This is a genomic window from Halomonas sp. AOP7-B1-5, from assembly GCF_052353045.1.
GTDB classification, from domain to species: domain Bacteria; phylum Pseudomonadota; class Gammaproteobacteria; order Pseudomonadales; family Halomonadaceae; genus Vreelandella; species Vreelandella colorata.
In genome coordinates this window covers 1-15,643 of record NZ_JBQTDC010000021.1, presented here as the reverse complement: position 1 = coordinate 15,643, position 15,643 = coordinate 1, and the positions used below count along the sequence as shown (strand labels likewise).

General features: G+C 52.8%; 13 protein-coding genes. 9 read left to right on the top strand and 4 right to left on the bottom strand.

Going from position 1 to position 15,643, the window contains the following annotated elements:
- Positions 1 to 42: 42 nt before the first annotated feature.
- The gene (locus tag ACT3XD_RS11555; protein WP_192538661.1) at positions 43 to 1,110 is read left to right on the top strand and encodes a substrate-binding domain-containing protein; all 1,068 of its coding nucleotides are present in this window, start codon (positions 43 to 45) and stop codon (positions 1,108 to 1,110) included.
- A 207-nt stretch (positions 1,111 to 1,317) separates the two neighbouring features.
- Here ACT3XD_RS11555 and ACT3XD_RS11550 read toward each other — a convergent pair whose 3' ends face one another.
- Complete coding sequence (locus tag ACT3XD_RS11550; RefSeq protein ID WP_192539885.1) at positions 1,318 to 2,295, bottom strand: LysR substrate-binding domain-containing protein; 978 nt, start codon at positions 2,293 to 2,295, stop codon at positions 1,318 to 1,320.
- A gap of 485 nt (positions 2,296 to 2,780) precedes the next feature.
- Between ACT3XD_RS11550 and ACT3XD_RS11545 the strand changes: the two genes are divergently transcribed.
- From ACT3XD_RS11545 to ACT3XD_RS11515, 7 genes are all read left to right on the top strand, one after another.
- Positions 2,781 to 3,671 (top strand): dihydrodipicolinate synthase family protein, encoded by an 891-nt coding sequence (locus ACT3XD_RS11545; protein ID WP_192539886.1) that lies wholly within the window; start codon positions 2,781 to 2,783, stop codon positions 3,669 to 3,671.
- A gap of 23 nt (positions 3,672 to 3,694) precedes the next feature.
- The gene (locus ACT3XD_RS11540; RefSeq protein WP_192539887.1) at positions 3,695 to 5,023 is read left to right on the top strand and encodes an NAD(P)/FAD-dependent oxidoreductase; all 1,329 of its coding nucleotides are present in this window, start codon (positions 3,695 to 3,697) and stop codon (positions 5,021 to 5,023) included.
- A gap of 69 nt (positions 5,024 to 5,092) precedes the next feature.
- A complete protein-coding gene (locus ACT3XD_RS11535; protein ID WP_441676194.1) occupies positions 5,093 to 6,598 on the top strand; it encodes an aldehyde dehydrogenase in 1,506 nt (501 codons plus the stop codon).
- Between the two features lie 245 nt (positions 6,599 to 6,843).
- Positions 6,844 to 7,875 carry a TRAP transporter substrate-binding protein DctP gene (gene dctP, locus ACT3XD_RS11530; RefSeq protein WP_192539763.1) on the top strand — a complete coding sequence of 344 codons (1,032 nt, stop codon included), beginning with the start codon at positions 6,844 to 6,846 and terminating at the stop codon, positions 7,873 to 7,875.
- 71 nt (positions 7,876 to 7,946) lie between these two features.
- Positions 7,947 to 8,465, top strand: a complete 519-nt coding sequence (locus ACT3XD_RS11525; protein ID WP_192539764.1) for a TRAP transporter small permease — start codon at positions 7,947 to 7,949, stop codon at positions 8,463 to 8,465.
- Between the two features lie 21 nt (positions 8,466 to 8,486).
- Positions 8,487 to 9,785, top strand: coding sequence for a TRAP transporter large permease (locus ACT3XD_RS11520; protein ID WP_192539765.1), 1,299 nt, complete (start codon positions 8,487 to 8,489; stop codon positions 9,783 to 9,785).
- 185 nt (positions 9,786 to 9,970) lie between these two features.
- Positions 9,971 to 11,017 carry a GlxA family transcriptional regulator gene (locus ACT3XD_RS11515; RefSeq protein WP_192539766.1) on the top strand — a complete coding sequence of 349 codons (1,047 nt, stop codon included), beginning with the start codon at positions 9,971 to 9,973 and terminating at the stop codon, positions 11,015 to 11,017.
- Between the two features lie 64 nt (positions 11,018 to 11,081).
- On the opposite strand, the gene ACT3XD_RS11510 is transcribed toward ACT3XD_RS11515, so the two are convergent.
- From ACT3XD_RS11510 to ACT3XD_RS11500, 3 genes are read right to left on the bottom strand one after another with little or no spacing between them, the layout of a single operon-like run.
- On the bottom strand, positions 11,082 to 12,344 hold the full coding sequence (locus ACT3XD_RS11510) for a TRAP transporter large permease (RefSeq protein WP_192539767.1): 1,263 nt from the start codon (positions 12,342 to 12,344) through the stop codon (positions 11,082 to 11,084).
- The gene (locus ACT3XD_RS11505; protein ID WP_192539768.1) at positions 12,341 to 12,868 is read right to left on the bottom strand and encodes a TRAP transporter small permease; all 528 of its coding nucleotides are present in this window, start codon (positions 12,866 to 12,868) and stop codon (positions 12,341 to 12,343) included. Before ACT3XD_RS11505 ends, ACT3XD_RS11510 begins: the two co-directional genes overlap by 4 nt.
- On the bottom strand, positions 12,869 to 13,888 hold the full coding sequence (locus tag ACT3XD_RS11500; protein ID WP_192539769.1) for a TRAP transporter substrate-binding protein: 1,020 nt from the start codon (positions 13,886 to 13,888) through the stop codon (positions 12,869 to 12,871). It abuts the gene before it with no gap.
- A gap of 322 nt (positions 13,889 to 14,210) precedes the next feature.
- Here ACT3XD_RS11500 and ACT3XD_RS11495 point away from each other — a divergent pair, with 322 nt between their 5' ends.
- Positions 14,211 to 15,596 (top strand): FAD-binding oxidoreductase, encoded by a 1,386-nt coding sequence (locus ACT3XD_RS11495; protein ID WP_192539770.1) that lies wholly within the window; start codon positions 14,211 to 14,213, stop codon positions 15,594 to 15,596.
- Positions 15,597 to 15,643: the final 47 nt, after the last annotated feature.

The following is a 15,643-nucleotide window of genomic DNA, read 5'->3' as shown; positions in this document are numbered from 1 at the left end:
TAGCATCAAGCTAACAGAGACAAAATATGAAAATTTATGCCAATGAAAAAAATTACCGTCATTCCCACCTGGTGCTTTCGCGATGAGGCGGGGAATCAGTTGGATTTACAGCTACTTCGCCTGCTGAGTGCGGTATATAGGCGGGGTAAGTTAACGCATGCCGCCGCAGACGTGGGTATCTCATACCGGCACGCCTGGAACTTATTGCGCCAGGGCGGCGATTTTTTTGGCGTGCCGCTGGTCGAGTTGCAGCGTGGGCGGGGGGCGCAGCTTTCGCTACTGGGCGAAAAGCTGCTGTGGGCCGAGCAGCGCGCCATCGCCCGTTTAGGGCCACAGTTGGAAAGCCTGGGGTCTGAACTCAATCTCGCCATTCAGCAACAGCAGCAGGGGGCGCTATCGGTTTTGCGTCTACATGCCAGTCACGGCTTTGCCGTTGAACTACTCCCTAAGCATCTGCAAGAAATACCGCTAGATTTACAGTACTGCAGCCCGCAGGAGTCGCTGGCAGCGCTCAATCGAGGCAGTTGCGATGTGGCGGGCTTTCACTTGCCGCGTGGTGCTGTGGGCGAGCGCGTTCGCGATACGTACCAAGGTCTTTTAAAGCCCCGCGAGCACCGGGTGATTGGCTTTATCGCCAGAACCCAGGGGCTAATGGTCGCGCCGGGCAACCCGCTAGGCATCACCGGCGTAGAGTCGCTTATTAATAAGGCCGTACGTTTCGTAAACCGCCAGGCATCGTCAGGCACGCGTTCGCTGCTGGACTGCCTGCTTTCTGAAGCGGCGGTTTCAAGTACCAACATTCGTGGTTATGAAATCGAGGAGTACACCCACTCGGCCGTTGCGGCGTATGTGGCGGCGGGCATGGCGGATACCGGCTTTGGCGTAGAAGCCGCCGCGCAGAAGTTTGGCTTGGATTTTATACCACTGGCTATCGAAGATTACCTGCTGGCCTGCCACCACCGCTCCCTGAAAGAACCTCGGTTTCGCGCTTTCCTGGAAATACTGCAGGGTGAAGCCTTCCAGGAAGCGGTCGGGCGCCTGCCGGGCTATAGTCCAAGTCAGTGTGGTGACGTGATGCAGGCAGAAGACATACTCTCAATAATACCGTAAGCAGCTATTGGAGAGGTCGAAGGCATGACTATGCCAAGGTGTCTCAAAAGGTATAATTCAAAAAATTGTGAAGTTCTTCTGCAGTTTGCGCACTTCCATATGCTGTCAGTTAAAGAAAGCCACGGACAGTAATGGAATAAAATAGAGACATAGAGCGAAGCTGACTGCGATTGTGAAGACCTATTGCGGGTCACATGTATGCGTTTTTCAGAGTGTTACGCTCATATCGCACTCGGCGGTAAACCAATCACGAAAGCGCTGTATCTCTTCGTCATCGGCCCGATTTTCGCGATAACAAAGATAGTGACGCGTTTCCTCCAACACTACCTGTTCGTCAACGGGCCTAATCAGCCTTCCCTCAGCGATTAACGGTCTTACTAGATGATCCCAGCCCAATGCGACACCCTGATGGTTTAATGTCATCTGAATCAACATGTTGTAGTCATTTGCATTGAAGAAGTGGGAGCTATCCTTAGAATTCCTAGCGATATCTAGCTGATGAATAGCCATCCATACCCCCCAGTCAACATGCTCGGCGACCTGAGCACGTCCATAGGGGCTAAGGTTGAGTAGTACAGCATCACGTCTTAATCCATCTAGAGTGCCGACCTCTGGATGTTTCTCCAAGTAGCTCGGCGAACACACTGGGTAGATTACATCACAAAACAACGGAATGCTGATGTAGCCTTCCATAACACGCGACAGCTTGGTGATAAAGATATCTGGAGAAACACCTGGTTCCATGGCAAGGAAATTCTGCGTTGTCACCAAGTTGAGATCGATGTTCGGATTGGTACTAAAGAAGCTGGGCAGGCGGTGAGACATCCATAGCGCCGAGAAGGCAGGAGAGCAACATAGCGTTAGCGATCGCCGAGCAACGTTACCAAAATCATCTCGGATGCGATCAGCGGCCTGAGCGATATTAATAAACGAGAGCTGAGCAGCATCGAAAAAGATAGAGCCTGCTGCCGTTAGTTCAACAGCACTTCCCACACGCTTGAACAGAGGCGTTTGCAGGAAGTTCTCCAGTTCGCGCACCTGGCGGCTGATGGCCGCCTGGGTCACGCATAACGCCTCTGCAGCGCGAGTGAAGTTCTGATAACGCGCCGCTGCCACAAACGACCTTACTGCCCGCAGCGAAGGCATCTTCAACAGTGTTTGATCAGGAGCAGTGTGTCGGCTCATTACGGAAAATCCTCAAACGCTCGGATAAAAAGGCAGTTCTGCTCAGCCTGTTGGTTGCTCAGACCACAGTCAAATAGATCAGTATCGCGACATTGTGGGAAGACTACCCCAAAGCAGTGGCTGTCACCAAACCCTTATGCTTTTAGGTAAGTCAGAGAGTGGAGGGCGTTCAATCTTCAGCCGGCTCAGCGCCTTGATACCCCACCGCCAGCTCGTGTGGAGCTATGACTTTCTAGCCATCCGAGTGGCTAATGCACTTTTGACGCTATCTCCTAAGGCGTTGGCATTTATGTAATGTCTCGGCCTCCTCATAACATCTGCTCATGATTTGACACTAGAAAAGGTTTCTTCCGTTGTCATGGCATCGCTACTTATCCTGACCTTTCTTCTCAACTGAAAATATATGAATAACCGCGGCCGCATAAACGTTCGTAAATACTTAACGGGGCGCCGCTCTTAAATCATCTCTTCCAAAAGGTAACAATATGAATTTCGACGGTATCTGGACTCCTGTTGTCACGCCCTTCAACGAAGATGGGTCTCTAAAGCTCGACGTTCTGGACAAGTTGATCGATACCCTCATTACGCAGGGTGTGCATGGTTTGATCATCGGTGGTACTACCGGTGAATACTACGCCCAAAATATGGATGAGCGGAAAACTCTCCTTAACCGAGTCGCTGAGTGTGCGAAGGGGCGGATCCCGTTAATGGCAGGCATCAATGCTACGGCTACAGCAGACAGTCTGGAACTGGGACAATATGCAAAGAGTATCGGCTTCGATGCCCTTCTTGTGGCTGCCCCCTACTACTGCCAACCGGCTCAGGATGAATTACTGGCCCATATCCAGGCTATCGATGACGCCTTCGACATGCCGATTATGCTCTATAACTTTCCTGACCGTACCGGTGTGCCGATGACCATGGAGCTGATAGAGGCTCTTCGCGATCGCCCGAACATACAGGCGATTAAAGAAAGTACGGGTTCTATCGAGCGTATGCATGCTTTAGCCACCGAACACGCCGATCAGCTGCAGCTAAGCTGCGGCATGGATGACCAGGTGCTGGAGTTCTTCGTGTGGGGCGCCCGAAGCTGGGTGGCGGGTGCTTCCAACTTTCTGGCCCCTGAGCACGTCGCTCTATATAAGGCGTGCGTCATAGACAAGGACTTCATCGCTGGGCGGGAACTGGCCACGAGGCTGCTACCGATGCTCAATCTATTGGAGCAGGGTGGCAAGTTTTGTCAATACATCAAATATGGCTGTGAGCTGGCTGACCTGCCCGTCGGCCCGGCGCGACGTCCGCTGCTGTCATTGAACGAGCAAGAGAAAGCTGTTCTCAAGCAGACCTATGATGCGTTAGTTGCCTGCCGCCGCTGACACCTTGCTGTGGAGCACTTCTCATGAAGCTGCAATGCAAGTTTCTTCCTCAGGATGATGGACGCTGTGGCTGGTATGAAACCTTACCTCCACCTCCCCCAAGTACGCCGCTTCTCGGCAATGTACGTGCCGACTGGGTGGTGTTGGGGGCTGGACTGGCCGGATTGGCGGCGGCTCGGCGCCTGGCCGAATTGAAGCCAAACGACAGCATCGCTCTGATTGATGCTCGGCGTGTCGGCTTCAGTACTGCTGGGCGCAATTCGGGATTCATGATCGATTTGCCGCATGACATAAACTCTCACGACTATACTGGCGACCGGACCCATGATCTTGAGCAGATGCGCCTTAACCGGGGCGCAATCGACTACATGCGCGAGATCGTGCGGCACCACGCTATTGACTGCGATTGGCGCGAGCAGGGAAAACTGCATGGCGCGGCGAGAGATCAAGGCATCCGTGTGCTGGAAACGTTTGCCAAGGGGCTTTCTGCGCTGGGCGAGCCTTACCGCGAATTAAGCGCTGATAACATGGCGGCGATTACCGGTACGCGCTTCTATAAAGCTGGCGTACATACTCCCGGCTGCGTGCTGGTTCAGCCAGCGGCGTTAGTACGAGGCCTGAGCCAGAACCTGCCCGAAAATGTGCATTTATTTGAGGACAGCCCGGTACGCCATATAGAAGTAGGCAAGCCTCATGTGCTAGTGACCGATCAGGGCTGTATTGAGGCACCCAGACTGGTGCTGGCCAACAATGCCTATGCCGCTCAGTTCGAACAACTGGGGCTCAAAGGTCGTCTGCTGCCGATTTACACCTACAGTAGTTTGACGCGTCAGTTGAGTGATGCAGAGTGCGACAGGCTGGGTGGCGACGATAGCTGGGCGTTGATACCGGCAGACCCGATGGGTACAACGGTCCGACGCATGGGAGATGGACGTATCTGCATTCGAAACTCCTTCACTTATAACCCTAACGTCAGTACCAATGCTCGCCAGTTGGCAAAGGCGCGGTTCGCCCATCTGCGCGCCTTTAAACGGCGCTTTCCTATGCTGCCGGACGCGAGTTTCGAATACACATGGGGGGGGGCTTTATGCTTGACCCGCAACAATGGCAGACCGTTTGGTGAGCTCGCCCCCGGCGTGTTCAGCGCCTTGTGTCAAAACGCCTTGGGGCTGACTGGCGGCACCATCTCCGGCAAGCTGATCGCCGAATACGCAGTCGGCGTCGATAGCGAGTTGCTTAATATCATGTTGAAACAGCCCAAGCCGGCAGCCAACCCACCCGAGCCTATGCTGGGGATCGGGGTGCGTAGAACCCTTGCCTGGAAGGAGTGGCGAGCCGGAATTGAGCGCTAAGTAATCGATAAATAACTATACGGCGCAAAAAGACATGCGCACTCGAGAGACCAATACGGGAGTAAAATAATGTCCAACACCCTCACTCAATCGGATATCACACAGCAGCTTGAACAGCTTGAATACCGCAATCTGGCCTTCATTGATGGGCAGTTCGTGCCAGCAAAATCAGGCAAGACCTTCGACACCCTTAATCCTGCCACCGGGAAGGTTATTACCCAGCTGGCTGCGTGTGAAGCTGACGACGTAGACATTGCCGTCAAGGCTGCCCGCCGAGCCTTTGAAGAGGGTGTCTGGTCGAAAATGGCGCCCGCCGAGCGAAAAGTGATCATGCAGCGCTTCGCCGACCTTATTGAAGAAAACTGCTTGGAGTTGGCGGTTCTCGAATCCATTGAGGCCGGTAAGCCAATCAGTGAGTGTTTTAATGTTGATATCCCTGATACCGCCAATACCATTCGCTGGCATGCCGAAGCCATCGACAAGCTTAACGATGCCGTGACGCCCACCGAGAGCGGCGTGCTTTCCATCGTCACTCGCGAACCGATCGGTGTAGTGGGCGCGGTGTTGCCGTGGAACTTTCCGGCCATGATGGTCGGCTGGAAGCTGGGGCCAGCGCTTGCCACGGGAAACAGCGTGATTCTCAAGCCTGCCAAGTTGACGTCACTGAGTACCACTCGCATGGCTGAGCTGGCCTTTGAAGCAGGCGTACCTGCAGGGGTGCTCAATGTCCTACCCGGCATGGGGTCAACGGCTGGCCAGGCAATCGGCATGCACCCTGATATCGACTTAGTGGGCTTTACGGGTTCCACCGAGGTGGGGCGCATGTTCCTTGAATACTCGGCAGCCAGCAACCTCAAAGAAGTCTTGTTGGAGTGTGGTGGTAAAAACCCTCAGGTAGTAATGCCCGATATTCGCGATCTTAAGACGGTAGCCAGTAACGTTCTCGCCGCCGCTTTTTGGAATATGGGTGAGAACTGCTCAGCGGGTTCGCGACTGATTGTGCACCGTTCCATCAAGGACGCCTTGCTCAAGGAAGTGCTGGCCCAGTTGGAAAGTGATTGGAAACTGGGTGACCCTCTGGATCCTGAGGTCAATCTCGGCGCCTTAGTCGAGGAAGCTCACATGGAGAAAGTGCTTTCGTATATCGCAACAGCCAAACAAGAAGGACTTACACTGCTCACCGGCGGTGAGCGGGTTCGCGAAGAGAGCGGCGGCTACTTCGTGCCACCGACGATTTTCGATGATGCCACCCCTGAATCAACCATTGTGCGTGAAGAGATTTTCGGCCCGGTGCTGGCGGTAATGGCATTTGATACTGAAGAAGAAGCTATCGCTCTCGCCAACGACACCTGCTACGGCTTAGCAGCATCACTTTGGAGTAACGACCTGAATACCGTGCATCGTATGTCAGCGGCAATTCGTGTTGGCACTGTAACGGTAAATTGTTTCGGGGAAGGCGATATCACCACGCCGTTTGGCGGATTCAAACAATCTGGTTTTGGCGGGCGTGATAAATCTATTTATGCCCATGATCAGTACTGCGAACTCAAGACAACCTGGATCAAGCTCACCTAAATAAAGCAAGGGATAGCTACTCAAGGCGCCTGTTACGCATCTGTCTTTCCAGTTAGGCACCTGGAAAGACAGCCCTGCAAAGCCAAGTAAATCTTTTCATCCATAACACAGGGTTGTGGTTTGTTAGTCAAAAATGTCGTTTCCACTACTTATCTCACCAAAGTAATTTAAACGCATAGCTGTAATAAAAAGATAACGAAAGACGCCAGATTACAATATTTCCACTACAAAAAGGCTGCTAATAAATGAAAGCTTCATTAAAGCTCAAACACAGCACTATTATGAATATCCTCATTGCTTCTGCTTTGATAACTCCCAGCGTAGCTATAGCGAGCGATGATACCTACCGCTTTCGGATGGTAAATGCAGAGGATACTGCTGATTCTCCGGCAGGGCGAGGCATGCAGAGGTGGGCTGATTTGATCGAAGAGCGCTCCAATGGACGCATGACGGCCCAAGTATTTCACCAAGGCGCGCTTGGCAACGTCAGCGAGGTTTTCGACCATATGCTAATGGGCGGTGTCGACATGGTAATCGCCACTGCCCCGACTACCTACGACAACCGCGTTGGCGTAATGTCGCTACCTTATTTATTTTTGGATTGGGAGGAAGCACAGGCAGCGTGGGAACGTGGTGGATGGATGAACGAGGTCGTTGAACCGATCTTCACCGATATGGGCCTTAAGATGTTTGGGTCTTATCCATGGGGGTTCACAGGCGTCGCGACTCGTGGCGATTATGCGTTAAGTCTCGATGAAGCCCAGTCGAAAGCATTGAAAGTGCGCGCCATCCCCGCCTTTCCTGTACCGCAAACTGTACAAGCGATGGGCTACCATTCGGTGCCGCTTGACTGGAATGAGGTATATACCGCCATTCAAACAGGCGTAGTGGATGGCGACGCTGGCAACATCATTTATTGGGATTACGAATTTTTTGGCGAAATCCTCGATTACTTTGTGCACACCAAACACTTTTTCGGCCAAGCTGCGCTGATGATGAATCAGGATACCTGGGAGTCGTTAGACGAAGAGGATCAGCAAATTGTAGCGACTGCAGCCTATGAGGTCGTTGACCAACAGTTTGCTGATGCCCAGGCCGAAGATGAGTACTGGATTGCCACGGCACAAGAAGGGGGCATGGAGTACATCGAACTATCCGACCAGCAACTGACCGAGTTGGCAAAACACGTGCGCGAAGAAGTATGGCAGCAGGCCGAGGATGAATTTGGTTCTGAGCTGATTCAGGAAATTCTCAGTCACACTCAACTGGAAAATTGATTATAAGGGCAGGGTCAGCGCTGACTCTGCCCTTGTTTTATATCCAGATCATTACGGAGCTGAGAAATACTATGATCATCTTCAAGTGCATTGATTGGCTGCTCGACAGAGTTATTACACCTATTGTGTCGATTATAGGGGTGTTTGTCGCATTAGCTTTTGTAGTAGGCATTATTGCACGTTCGTACTTAGGGATCGCTTTTTTCGGCATGGAAGAGTTGATTCTAATAGCCGTTATCTGGTTTTACATGCTGGGCGCTATGCTGGCATCTAAGGAAGGCGCTCATCTACAGGCAGACTTTATTCCGGTCATTGTTAAAAACGAGAAAGTTGTCGTGATCTTTCGTATTGCCGCCACCGTAATTTCTATCCTGATGGCGGGGCTTTTTATTTCATGGAGCAATGAGCTATTCCAGTGGGCCCTTAAGCGCAATCAGACAACACCTGTGTTCTCGATACCTATTTATGTTTCGCAGGCTAGTCTACTGATCGCCGCTGTTTTCATGACTCTATATCTGGTCAGGGATCTCGTTAATGAGATCCGGACTTTAAGTTGCCACAAGAAGAGTAGTACACCGGCTAAGCGGTAGTGCTATTTGAAGGAGTAGATTATGGGTGCTTTAATAGCCATTGCCGTGGTAGTTCTATTAATGTTAGTGGGTGTGCCAGTGGTGTTTTCATTCGCCGCAATGGTTGCAACATTAGCTTTCTTATATGATGTCGACGTAGCTTTTCTTGCCACAACAGGCTTTTCTTCGATTAACTCGATTATTCTTATTGCCCTGCCTTTATTCATCATGACCGGCTATCTTATGCAGTCGGGCGGATTGGCCGCCAGGCTGGTAGCATTTGTCGAAGCGCTGACTGGACGCTCCCGCTCTGGAATGGGATCGTCTATGGTTGTGGCTTGCGGTATTTTTGGGGCGATTTCCGGCACTGCCTCCGCCGCAGTGGCCTCCATAGGTTCCATTATGGTTGGCCCCATGCAAAAACATGGTTATGAAAAACCGTACATTGCCGGGCTGCTGGGCATCTCATCGCTATTAGGGCTATTGATACCACCTAGTATCACCATGATTCTTTACGCTATTGTGACCCGTCAATCGGTTGCTGCAAGCTTTCTTGCCACTATCGGCCCCGCCATATTATTGATATTTTTTCTATGCGTTTATAACGCGATTAGAATACGGCTGACACCAGGGATCGTCAGTGAAAAAATGCCGTTTAACGAACGAGCCAAGGCAATTGGTGATACCGGTTGGAAGGCCATTCCGGCCTTGATGCTGCCAATAATCATACTCGGTGGTATTTATGGTGGCATCTTCACTCCCACCGAAGCGGCAGCTGTTGCCGTAGTCTATGCCATTCCCGTAGGCATGTTCGTTTACAAGGGGCTCAATCTCAAAAAAGTCCTGCAGTGTATGGTGGCTGCTGCCACGACATCTGGGATCATAATCATCATTCTTTTCTTCTCGTTTATTGTCAGTCGTATCCTCACCCTGGAAGGTGTACCCCAGCAACTGACCACTTTCCTGCTGGACACATTTGAGAACAAGATTGTCATTTTACTGATGGTAAATGTGTTCCTGATCATGATCGGCATGATCATGGACGATGTGAGCGTGATTGCGATTGCCAGCCCTTTGTTAGTGCCGGTGGTAGCACAGCTCGGGATTGATCCGATCCACTTTGCAGCGATCATTGGAACCAGTGTGGTGATTGGTTGTAACAGTCCGCCCATGGCACCGATTCTTTTCATGTCGTGCCAAGTCACCGAGGTTGGTGTCTCTCAAGCGATCCGCCCCGCACTGAGCTTGATGTTATTTACCGCTCTGCCTGTAATGCTAATCACCACTTACTGGCCGCCATTAGCGCTTTATTTACCGAGGTTGCTCGGCTATGTAAGCTGATGTTTACTTGAAAAAACTGAAGTTTCTGAAGTGTGCCATTATTCTACGGCTAGATATTTTGAATGCCTAATGCCAGCGTAGACTAAACTATATTGATATAAATTATAAAATGCTTTTAATTAAAAAATGTTAGCCTTTATTTTTAATATAGTTAGTTATGGTGTCGCTATTGCGAGAGATTCAATATGAAAGATAACGTTTCAAGCTTATTGAAGAATAAGAATATGGCTTATCTCGCATCAGAAACTTCTCATGCTAGTGAAAAAAAAGTGAAGAGGATAGCTTTTTTATTGCTTGAAAATTTTTCTCTGATGGCGTTTACAGGCGCAGTTGATGCGCTGATCACCACTAACTTGATGAAGTCGAAAACGGTTTACGAGGTGTTAGTGGTGGGCAGTGAGGAGGGAGTGACTGTTTCTGACGTAGGTATCGAAGTTAAAAACGATATTTCTCTAGCGGCGCTGGATATTTATCATATGCCGTTGGATGTCTTGATAGTGTGCGGTGGGCTTCGGGTAAGGCCCAAAACGACAGCGCTTTTACGTAATAAGCTAAAAAGTGCTGACAGCCACGGAGTGGTGCTGGGGGGGTTGTGGAATGGAGCTTACTTTCTTGCAGAAGCAGGCCTATTAAATGGCTACCAGTGTGCCTACCACCCCGACGGGCGGGCAATGATGCTAGAAGAATTCTGGGAAGTATCAATATCGACCCGCAGCTTCATTGTGGACCGTAATCGGCTGAGCTGTGCAGGCGCTAGTAGCTCTTTAAGTATGATGCTAGAAGTCGTAAGAGCGGATTGCAGCAATGAGGTAGCCAGCGCCGTTGAAGAGATGCTTAGCTGTGATAAAGGGTTGGACTCGCCTGACATATCCACTATTTCGGTTGATCAGAATCAAACCCTGCCAGAAAAGCTCAAGACGTCCTTGCAGCTAATGAAAAATAATATCGAGGAACCTCTCTCCATCTCTGAAATAGCGAACTGGGTCAATATTTCTAGACGTCAGCTAGAGCGCTTATTTTGTAACTACGTGAACGCTAGCCCGTCTCGCTACTATATGGAGCTACGTCTAACCCGCGCCCGCCAGCTACTTCAGCAAACTAATAAACCCGTTGCTGAAATAGCGGTGGCGGCAGGGTTTGTAAGCATGTCTCATTTTCGTAGCTGCTTTTATCAGCTGTTTGACATCACGCCCGGCCAGTTTAGGAAGTCGTGTCAGACCGAAAGGCACTAACTAGCATCGGCTTAAGCAAAAAAGGAGCCGGTAGCTGGCCCCTTTTTTGAACGCTTAGGCGCGGTTAATGACCCGACCAGCCCATAAAGATAGGCACGTAGACGACTAACAGCAGCACCCCGATCAAGCCCAGCATATACGGCACAATGGCCCGCGTAATGCGCTCAAGCGGCAGCTGCGTGACGGAAGAAGCAACGTACAGGTTGATCGCCACCGGTGGGGTAATCATACCTATCGAGAGCCCTACCACTATAATCAGACCGAAGTGAATCGGGTCGATCCCCAACTGCAGCACCAGCGGTAGCAGCACCGGCGTTAGGATGATCAGCGCGCTTGCCGTTTCGATAAACACGCCGGTCAGCAAAATGACGGCGACCACCAGCAGCATGATGATCAGTGGGTTGGTTGAGAGCGAGAGCACCGATTGGGCGATAGCGCCGGGCACCTGCCAGCTAGACAGTGTCCAGCTCAGCACTGCCGACATGGCGATTACCAGCATGATCACCGCGGTGGTCATGGCTGAACGGATCAGCAGGCGATATACCTGGGGCAGGGTTAAATCGCGATAGATGAACAGTGACACCAACAGTGCATAGTTCACGGCCACCACCGCCGCTTCAGACGGCGTGAAGATTCCTGTGAAGATACCCCCCAGAATAATCACCGGCGTCATCAAGCCCCAGCTTGCCGCCTTGAAGGTGCGCAAGATAGTGGTGATGGAAAGCGGCGTACCCTTGGGATACTGGCGTTTATAGGCCTGCGTGATAGCAATGGCCATCAGCCCCAAGCCCATGGCCAAGCCGGGTAAAAAACCGCTTAAAAACAGCTTGGACACCGACTGCTGGGCGATGACTGCGTAGATAATCATGGGTACTGATGGCGGGATAACCACGCCGATGGTGCCGCTAGCGGCGATCAGGCTGGCCGCCGAGGCGGGGTCATAACCTTTACGCTTGAGCTCCGGCACCAGGCTTGAACCGACCGCCGCTGTGGTGGCCGCCCCCGAGCCCGAAATAGCGGCAAAGAACATGCCCGCCATGACCGATACAATCGAAAGCCCGCCGCGCATAAAGCCCACCAGCGAATCGGCAAAACTCACCAACCGCTCGCTCACCTTGCCCTGAGCCATTAAGTCACCGGCAAGAATGAACATGGGAATCGCCACCAGCGCGAACGAGTTGATGCCCTGGAACATCTGCTGGGTCACCACCATCAGCGGCACGCCCGACTGGTACAGGGCATACAGGGTGCTTGCGCCAATCGCAAAGGCAATCGGCACGCCCATCAGCATAAACAGGAAGAACAGGCCAAATAGCAGCATGGTCATGGTGTCTGTTCTCCCATGGGCTGCGAGGGTTTGCCTTCAAGTACCAGCTCAAGCAGATCGATTAGAGCATACCAGGCCATGATGGCCGCACTGATAGGCATCACGGCATACACGTACGACATCGGCACGCGCAGCGAGGCGGATTTCTGGAAGCTCTGCACCTGCATATAGCGATAACCGATCACCACCAGCGTGATCATAAAGGCGATAACCGCCATCACGGCCAGGATCCGCGCTACCTGACGTAAACGAGCGGGAAGCGCGTCGACGGCAAAGGTAACGGCAATATGATGCCCGCGCTGAAAAGCCAGCGTACCGGCCAGAAAGGTAATCCAGATGAGCAGAAAACGGGCGACCTCTTCGGTCCAGCCGACCGCGGTAAACAGCACCCGCGAGACGATCTGCAGCGTGATCACCCCGATCAGAGCCGCCATGCCGATAAACACGACAGGCTGGATGATGCCATCCAGCCCGCGCTCGATCAGCCGCAGCGGTGTTAACAACGTTTGAGACAAAGTGGCCACTTACTGCAAAGCCTCCTGGATACGGGAAAGGTAGTCACCGAACTGCTGACCGTATTTTTCATACACTGGGGCAACGGCCGTCTGAAACGCTTCGATATCCGGCGAGTCGTTGATTTCCATGCCTGCGGCTTCCAGCGCCGCCAGCTGCTCGGCTTCCATCTCGGCATTCTGCTCGCGGGCGTAGGTTGAAGCCTCGCGCGCGGCGTCAAGCACTAGCGTCTGGACCTCTTCGGGCATGGCGTTCCACTTGGGCAGGCTCATCACGAAAAGCGCCGGCGCGTAGATGTGGCGCGTCATGGTCAGGTAGTTCTGAGTTTCGGCCAGGTTAAAGGCGTAGATGGCGTTGATCGGGTTTTCCTGGCCATCAATGGTGCCCTGCTGTAAGGCGGTCAGCGCTTCGGTCCAGGCCATGGGCACGGCGTTGGCGCCCAGCGTGCGGAAGGTATCCACATACACTTCGTTTTCGATCACGCGCAGGCGCAGCCCATCGAGGTCATCTGGAGTGTTGATCGCGTTGCGGCTATTGGTGATGTTCCGAAAGCCGCGCTCAGCAAAAGCCAGCCCTTTCAGGTTAACGCCTTCGAGCTTACCGAGAATCTCCTGACCTATCTCGCCATCCAGCACTTCATAGGCAGCTTCTTGCGTGGGGAACAGGAACGGCAGCTCGAACACCGAAAACTCATCGACAAAGTTCGCCACCGGGCCGTTGGTAATCACGCCCATATCTACCGTGCCGATCTGCATGCCTTCAAGCAAGGTGCGCTCATCGCCAAGCGAGGCATTAGGGAAAATCTCGACGCTAATCGCACCGTCGCTTTTTTCGCTCAGCAGCTCCTGAAAGCGCGTGGCGGCAATATGGTAGGTATCATCGCTATTCACCACGTGGGCCAAACGCAGGTTGGTCTCTGGCACGTCGGCGTGGCTTGCAAGCGAAAGCCCCAGAAGGCTAGCGCAGGCTAAGGCCAGGGTTGCGCGTTTAAACAGGGTGCGGGGCGTGCTGGAAAGTGCAGAGGTGTCCACGTGATCTCCTTGAAGTGATCGATTTTTTTATAGTGTGAAAAGGGGGTGTCCTTAATAGGCGCGTCATCTATACCATATTGGTTTTAGCGAACAAATAATTGATTGTAACCCTGCCATTCGTCTTAGAGCCTACTGGCTATTCGCGCTGGCAATAAAAAAAGCGTTTCAGGGCCAAGACTTGAGCAAATGCCCGGTTGAGGATAGCCTCATCGCCCAGGCAAATCCGGAACGTTAAAACGATCTTCCCGATGATGCATTCCCATCGCTTGCGTAAAATAACGAATCTTCTCATCGCACCGACCGGCCAAGACAGGAACAGACAATGGACACGCTGATTAAAGAGCTTGAAAACATCGTAGGCAAAACGGGTGTGCTGCTGGGTGACGATGTCGCGCAGCGCAGCGTCGACTGGTTCACCAAAGCGCCCTGCGAAGCCAAAGCGATCATTCGGCCGCAATCCACCGAGCAGCTTAGTCAGGTGATGGCCAAGTGCCATGCCGCCAAGCAGGCCGTGGTGACGCATGGCGGGCTAACCGGTGTAGTACACGGCGCCGTTGCCAGCCCCAATGAGCTAGTGGTGTCCCTTGAGCTGATGAACCAGATCGAAAACATCGATGCGGTCGGCTCGACCATGCAGGTACAGGCGGGTGTCACACTTCAGCGCGTTCAGGAAGCTGCCCAAGAGATCGACATGCAGTTCGCGCTCGATTTGGGTGCCCGCGGTTCCTGCACCATCGGCGGTAACATCGCCACTAACGCCGGCGGCATTCGGGTTATCCGCTACGGCATGATGCGCCAGCAGGTGCTGGGGCTAGAGGTCGTCCTGAGCGACGGCACCGTGGTCAGCTCGATGAACACCATGCTGAAGAACAACGCCGGTTACGATCTGAAGCAGATGTTTATTGGCAGCGAAGGCACCCTGGGGATCGTCACCCGCGCCGTACTGCGCCTGCATCCCAATATGCCCAGTGAGCAGACCGCGCTGGTCGCTGTGCCGTCCTTTAATGCGCTGACCACGCTGCTCAAACTGGTTTCAAAAGAGCTCGCCAACAGCCTGAGCGCCTTTGAAGCGTTGTGGAACAACCACTACACCCTGATGACGTCTGAAACCACCAAGCACACCGCGCTGCTGGCTACCGACTCACCGTTTTACGCCATCATCGAAACGCTGGGTTCAGATGAAAAGCAGGAAGCCGAGGCATTCGCCCGCGTGCTGGAACAGGCGCTGGAAGCCGAGCTGATCACCGATGCGGTGCTTGCCAACTCCAATACCCAGCGCCAGGGCATCTGGGAAGTCCGCGAGGACATCGAAACCCTGGTACACGAACTCAACCCGATGTTCTCGTACGATGTCAGCTTGCCGATCGTCCATATGGATGAGTACGTGACCGCGCTTGAGAGCAAGTTGAAGGAGCAGTGGCCGGAAACCGGCGCGCTAGTGGTGTTTGGCCACCTGGGCGATGGCAACCTGCATATCATGATCACCGTGCGCGACGCCAGCCCGCACAGCCGCCATCAGGTAGAAGACGTGGTGTATGGGTCGCTTGCCGCCTATAACGGCTCGATCTCTGCTGAACACGGTGTGGGTATGGAAAAACGCGATTACCTGCATATCTCGCGCACACCCGAAGAGATCGCCCTGATGAAGCGCATGAAGCTGGCGTTGGACCCTAAAGGGCTGCTTAACCCCGGCAAGATTCTGGGCTAAACCACGCGCGTAAGGGAGGGCGCCTAGTAAAAAGGCCACCGCGCGGT

What these genes read in the sequence shown, in the direction of transcription:
- ACT3XD_RS11520 (WP_192539765.1), top strand. Translation starts at nt 8,487, where the DNA reads ATGGGTGCTTTAATAGCCATTGCCGTGGTAGTTCTATTAATGTTAGTG.
- ACT3XD_RS11550 (WP_192539885.1), bottom strand. Translation starts at nt 2,295, where the DNA reads ATGAGCCGACACACTGCTCCTGATCAAACACTGTTGAAGATGCCTTCG.
- dctP (WP_192539763.1), top strand. Translation starts at nt 6,844, where the DNA reads ATGAAAGCTTCATTAAAGCTCAAACACAGCACTATTATGAATATCCTC.
- ACT3XD_RS11540 (WP_192539887.1), top strand. Translation starts at nt 3,695, where the DNA reads ATGAAGCTGCAATGCAAGTTTCTTCCTCAGGATGATGGACGCTGTGGC.
- ACT3XD_RS11515 (WP_192539766.1), top strand. Translation starts at nt 9,971, where the DNA reads ATGAAAGATAACGTTTCAAGCTTATTGAAGAATAAGAATATGGCTTAT.
- ACT3XD_RS11525 (WP_192539764.1), top strand. Translation starts at nt 7,947, where the DNA reads ATGATCATCTTCAAGTGCATTGATTGGCTGCTCGACAGAGTTATTACA.
- ACT3XD_RS11545 (WP_192539886.1), top strand. Translation starts at nt 2,781, where the DNA reads ATGAATTTCGACGGTATCTGGACTCCTGTTGTCACGCCCTTCAACGAA.
- ACT3XD_RS11535 (WP_441676194.1), top strand. Translation starts at nt 5,093, where the DNA reads ATGTCCAACACCCTCACTCAATCGGATATCACACAGCAGCTTGAACAG.
- ACT3XD_RS11510 (WP_192539767.1), bottom strand. Translation starts at nt 12,344, where the DNA reads ATGACCATGCTGCTATTTGGCCTGTTCTTCCTGTTTATGCTGATGGGC.
- ACT3XD_RS11555 (WP_192538661.1), top strand. Translation starts at nt 43, where the DNA reads ATGAAAAAAATTACCGTCATTCCCACCTGGTGCTTTCGCGATGAGGCG.
- ACT3XD_RS11495 (WP_192539770.1), top strand. Translation starts at nt 14,211, where the DNA reads ATGGACACGCTGATTAAAGAGCTTGAAAACATCGTAGGCAAAACGGGT.